This window comes from Nostoc sp. (assembly GCF_036917615.1).
In the GTDB taxonomy this organism is placed as follows: Bacteria; Cyanobacteriota; Cyanobacteriia; order Cyanobacteriales; family Nostocaceae; genus Nostoc.
The window spans coordinates 72273-78272 of the sequence record NZ_JBALCZ010000018.1 but is presented as its reverse complement, the minus strand read 5'-3'; the positions used below and the strand labels follow the sequence as shown (position 1 = coordinate 78272).

Sequence of the window (6000 nt, the reverse complement as noted above, 5' to 3'; positions counted from 1 at the left end):
AAGCTAAGAACATCGGGAGCCGTGTACACGGAAACGGGTACGCACGGATCTAACTGAGAGGTGCGGGGAATAATATCCCCCATCGACTCAACCAATTGAGCGCAACCGAATAATTGCCCCATGAGTAAGCTAGCAGCAGTTTGTCAATGTAGCTCATAGCGATCGCAGTGAGATCATGATCCTGATGGTGCTTAGGAATCATCACAGTTTCATCGTAGGCACTGCCGATTAAGCAATCCGGTTGACTCACAGGTTCCCTGAAATTTTTGACTGTCTGCCACATCATGTCCAAATAAACTTGAGGGGAAGATAGTTTCACTTGAGCCAGAGCGCTGCTGTAAGCTGCTAATTCGGATTCGCAAATATCTAGCTCTACTCCACCAAACAGTCTCAGATTGTTATAACCCACAATGCTATAGCCAGCACGGAGAAAATCGCCACTTTCCATACCAGTCGTATAGCTATCTTTCAGCGTTAGTGTCGTTGTCAACAGAGCTTCGCGGTGATGCTGAATAAAATCCCCAAATAGATGTAGAGTCATGGAGTTATATTCTGGTAAATTGAACCGCTCTAGTAAGTTCAGCGCCAATTTCCCAAAACTGTAGCCCGTTTCAACTTCTCCCAAAACAGCACACAGCACCAGTCCATGAATCGCATACCCCACCATTGATGTCGGTGTATTCCCAAACTGGAGCGATAAACTCACCATTTTTGAGCTAAGGAGGGGCAATAAACCCGGCATTCCGACAAAAACTGCTGAAAACAACTTTGCTAATAGTTGAATTGCTGCCACTGATGTGGGGTTAGTCATCATTGGCAGATCAACTAGTTTCGCAATCTCTCTATCTTGCAGTTGGCTAGCAATGGCTTGTAGGGCTTTGTCAATGTCGGCTGCATCAGATTCGCTAGGAAATTCCACCCCCAATTGTAAGAGTGCATCTGTTGCTATTGCGATCGCCTGCAACATTTGGCTCTGAGTCGTTTTTGCCACGATTTGAATTTCGTAGATTTTCACTTTGTCGAAAATCGTCTGTGCTTCTTGCAGCACCAAGGCTGTTATCTGTTCCATGCCATGAAAGTCACCATTTAAATAGGCAACTTCAGCAGCCGTAACATACAGATTCAGAGTCAATTCATACGTGTGTTGCCAGCAGTTTGTCTGTAGTAACTCTAACCCTGTTTGCAAATAAACCCTTGCTGCTGCGTAAGCTGTAGAATTTCTCGCCTTCACTCCAGCTTTCAAATTCAGTTGAGCTAATGCTTGGCGATCGCTCACTTGAGTAATTAACTCTTGTCCTAAATTTAAATGCCCGACAATATCAAACAGTTTTTTCTCTTGCTCTATTTCGGAGAAATTTTCTCGGAGTAAATGTCCAATTTTGAGATGCGTTGCTGTCTTTTGATTATCGAGAATCAGAGAATAAGCCGCTTGCTGTACTCTGTCATGTAAAAATCTATATTTGGCTATTTCTTTAGCGGTATTCTTATTTGACAGCACAGATATCTCATTATCCTCTCCCTGATAAAACTTATAAACATCACTAATCGGTAAAATTAGCCCTTCTTGTAAAGCTTTCCATAAATCAGCAGCCGTTTCGATTTGGGGTTGTGACAAAACAATTGCTAAAGTTTCTAAATCAAACTGATTGCCAATACAGGCTGCCAGTTTTAAAATATCTTGAGTGTTGGGTGGCAATTTCTGAAGCTGTTGGGCCATAAATTCCACCACATCATTAGTCAAAGCAAGCGATCGCACTTGCGCTACATCACACTGCCAAAAACCTGCCTCCCAATCAAAGGTAATCAGGCCATCCTCATGCAGCGTTTTCAGAAACTGAGTTGTAAAAAAGGGATTGCCTTTGGCTTTTTGATAAACCAACTCTGTCAATGGCAATGCTCGTTCCGTTGCACAACTGAGCGAGTCGGCGATCAAATGGTTCACATCTGCTTGACTCAAGGAAGCTAGGGTGAGAGTGCTGACGCGGGAGGATGCCTTTTCAATTTCATCTAGCATCAACATGAGTGGATGAGCGGCAAACACCTCGTTATCGCGGTATGCACCAATGATGAATAGATAACCCTGAACGCTCTGGGCCATCAACAGCTTCAGCAAATTGAGCGATGCCGAATCTGCCCACTGCAAGTCATCGAGAAACATCACCAACGGATGCTCTCTTGTCGTGAAGACTTGAATGAATTTTTGAAACAGCAAATTAAAGCGATTTTGTGCTGCACTGCCCGATAGTTCGGCGATCGCAGGCTGTTTGCCGATCATTTGCTCCAGTTCAGGAATCACCTCGATCAGGACTTGCCCGTTCTCGCCAACTGCCGCTAAAATCTTGCTCTGCCATTGCTCCAGTTGGGTATCGCTTTCACTAAGTAATTGTCCCATCAGCTCACGGAAGGCTTGCACAAAAGCAGACAGAGGAATGTTGCGGTTGAACTGGTCGTATTTCCCTTTGATGAAGTAGCCGTTCCACCGAACGATCGGCTTATGCACTTCATTGACGACTGCGGTTTTGCCAATACCAGAGAAACCTGCCACCAGCATCAGTTGGGAGCCACCATTGGCAACATCACCAAATGCCTCCAGTAACATCTGCACTTCTGATTCCCGTCCGTAGAGTTTTTCTCTGATCAGAAAGCGATCGCTGATATCGTGCTGTCCCAAATCAAACCAGGTGTGCTTGCCTGTTTCTCGCCACTGTTCTAAGCAGATCACTAGATCATTTTTAAGTCCCAACGCACTCTGATAGCGGTCTTCAGCGTTCTTCGCCATAAGTTTGCGGACAATCTCACCTAGCATCAAAGGCAAATCGGGGTTGAGATCGCAGACGAAGGGTGGAAGCTTGGCAATGTGGCAATGCACCAACTCCATCGGATCATGGGACTCAAAGGGGAGTTCTCCACTCAATAGTTCAAAGAAAGTCACACCTAATGAATAGAAGTCGCTGCGGTAGTCAATGCCCCGGTTCATCCGTCCGGTTTGCTCTGGCGACAGATACGCTAGCGTTCCCTCCAGTCCGTTAGGACTTTGGATCTCTTGGGTTTCTCGTGGTAGGAGTGAGGCAATACTGAAGTCAATCAGCTTGATTTGTTTCGTGTTCGGGTGAATCAAGATGTTGGCTGGTTTAATGTCTTTGTGAATGACACGCTGTTGATGTAACTGGTGTAGCGTGTCTAGCAGTTGCAAAGCAATGGCAAGGAATTGCTCTAAAGCCAATGGTCGTCCTTGGGTAAATTCCCGCAAAGAAATGCCACCAAAGTCTTCCATGACTAAGGCATAGCCGTTGCGATGGGCTTCTAAGCTGTAGGGCTTGATAATGCAGGGAATATCTAGGTTTTTAGCGATCGTATACTGGTTGCGAAACTGTACTAGTTCGCTGAAGGTAGGGTATTCTCGTTTTAAGAGCTTGATCACAACTGCTAGGCGATCGCATTCTCGTACTGCCCGATACACTTGGGTGCGAGAACCTGAATAAAGTTGCTTTATGATTTGGTAGCCAGCGATCCTTAAAGTTCCATCAACTTTTGCGCTCATAACTTTTTTTGAGAATTCCTGTGTACTAAGGTTAGAATTCCCAGGAAAATATCTTGGTTAACAAACGCTAGAAAACTTGCATTGGGGATTGGGGGCAGGAAAGTACCTTCAGTAGATATAGCGATCGCTTTTTGATGACTTAAAATAATATCAGAACTCAATAATAATTATCAAATTACTTCCCACTATTGAGAATGAAAGCTGGTTTAGCGATGCCTACGGTGGCAAGCTACGTATCAAACCACCAAAAATAAACCCGGTCACGCTAGGACGCTTGTAGCATCGTCAGGGCGGAAGGCAACGTGATGAATAGTGAAACGGGGTAGTATGTTCGGATTGGCCCGATCATTCGCATTCTCTGCACTTGCAACATGGCGATTAAACTTCTAAAAACTTAAATGTTAATTTTTTAGTACTTAAGGGAATACTGATTAAAGTTGTGTAAAGCTGACTCTTTTTCTTTTATAGGAACAAAAAAAGAGTATTTAGAATACACAATAGTCAAGAATTTGGGTATGCCCTTTATTTATTAATTTAGGTAGTAAATTAATATGGAAAATTTGGTAAACGAGCAAGTCCAAGAAGCTTTATTTCGCCTAGCAGGAATTGTAGAGTCTTCTGAAGATGCTATTATCAGTAAAACTTTGGATGGAGTAATTATTAGCTGGAATTCTGGGGCAGAAAGACTGTTCGGTTATAAAGAACAAGAAGCGATCGGTCAACGTGTGACAATGCTTATTCCTAATGATCGGATCAACGAAGAAGCCCAAATTATTCAGAAAGTGAAACAAGGAAAACGAGTTGAACACTTTGAGACCGTGCGTCAACGCAAAGATGGGACACTGATTGATATCTCGCTAACAATTTCTCCAATTAAAGATACAACAGGCAAAATTATTGGTGTTTCCAAAATTGCTCGTGATATCAGTACTTCTAAACAAGTTGAAAAAGCTTTATTTCGCCTTGCGGCAATTGTAGAGTCCTCTGAAGATGCTATTATCAGCAAAACCTTGGATGGAGTAATTGTTAGCTGGAATTTTGGGGCAGAAAGACTGTTTGGTTATAAAGAACAAGAAGCGATCGGTCAACGTGTGACAATGCTTATTCCTAATGATCGGATCAACGAAGAAGCCCAAATTATTCAGAAAGTGAAACAAGGAAAACGAGTTGAACACTTTGAGACCGTGCGTCAACGCAAAGATGGGACACTGATTGATATCTCGCTAACAATTTCTCCAATTAAAGATACAACAGGCAAAATTATTGGTGTTTCCAAAATTGCTCGTGATATCAGTACTTCTAAACAAGTTGAAAAAGCTTTGCGAGAGTCAGAAGCCCTGTTGCAGCAGAAAGCAACTGAACTAGAAACCACTTTACTTGAACTGAAGCGAACGCAAATTCAACTAATACAAAATGAGAATATGTCTAGTTTGGGGCAGTTAGTCGCAGGAGTAGCGCATGAAATTAATAACCCAGTGAACTTTATCTACGCCAACCTCAAGCCTGCCAATGACTATACTCAAGACCTATTAAGACTGCTGCGGTTGTATCAAAAGTATTATCCCAGCCCATTACCAGAAATCCAGAAGGAAGGGAAGGAAATCGACCTAGATTTCTTAGTAGAAGATTTACCCAAGTTATTTTCTTCAATGGAAGTTGGAGCAGTCAGGATTCAAACGATTGTGCACTCTTTACGGAACTTCTCCCGTATGGACGAAGCTGAGATAAAACAAGTCAACATTCATGAGGGCATTGACAGTACGTTGATACTTTTGCAGCATCGCCTGAAAGGCAAGTCTAACTGGGAAATTAAATTGGTTAAGAATTATGGCAACCTGCCATTGGTTGAGTGCAAACCTTCTCTATTGAACCAGGTGTTTATGAATATCATTTGCAATGCAATCGATGCCCTCGAAGAACGAGACCAACAGCGCACGTTTGAGGAAATTGAGCAACAGCCGAGTCAAATTCTGATTTCTACTCAAATGCTTGATTCACATCTGGTACAGATTCAGATTGCAGATAACGGTCTTGGTATCCCAAAAATCGTTCAAGAAAAATTGTTTAACCCATTCTTTACCACTAAATCAGTTGGCAAAGGGACTGGATTGGGGTTGTCGATCAGCTATGAGATTGTGACTAAGAAGCATAATGGCTCATTGCGGTGTCATTCCATACCCGGTCATCAAACCGAGTTTGTGATTGAGATCCCGATTCGACAGACTGTTTAAACAATATTTCAGAAATGTTAGGTATCTAATCTTACTTGAACGTGAGTTCGGGTTAAGATTAGGTGGCAGAAAGCAAATTGTAACCGATAGCGATCGCGGGCTTCTTAGGTTGGTGAGAGTAGGCGATTAAGCCACAGACGATGTTGACCAAGCAATTGACAGGCGATCAGTGGCGAGAATGCTACAATCTGGGAGATATTCTTGAACTGATCAATAAGTGAGTACGCG

The 6000-nt window shown here is 43.0% G+C and carries 1 protein-coding gene and 2 pseudogenes; 1 reads left to right on the top strand and 2 read right to left on the bottom strand.

Annotation, left to right across the window (positions count from 1 at the left end):
• Positions 1 to 85: 85 nt before the first annotated feature.
• Positions 86 to 3541 (bottom strand): annotated as a pseudogene (locus V7K85_RS05560) (ATP-binding protein); the annotation flags it as partial.
• A gap of 551 nt (positions 3542 to 4092) precedes the next feature.
• On the opposite strand from V7K85_RS05560, the gene V7K85_RS05555 reads away from it, so the two are divergent.
• Positions 4093 to 5772, top strand: coding sequence for a PAS domain-containing sensor histidine kinase (locus V7K85_RS05555; protein ID WP_334811654.1), 1680 nt, complete (start codon positions 4093 to 4095; stop codon positions 5770 to 5772).
• Positions 5773 to 5830: 58 nt separating this feature from the next.
• Here the strand turns inward: V7K85_RS05555 and V7K85_RS36390 are convergent.
• Positions 5831 to 5993: pseudogene (locus V7K85_RS36390) on the bottom strand (IS982 family transposase); the annotation flags it as partial.
• Between the last annotated feature and the right edge of the window lie 7 nt (positions 5994 to 6000).

Bases quoted from the DNA above. Each gene is read 5' to 3' on its own strand.
- V7K85_RS05555 (WP_334811654.1), top strand. From the start codon at position 4,093: ATGGAAAATTTGGTAAACGAGCAAGTCCAAGAAGCTTTATTTCGCCTA.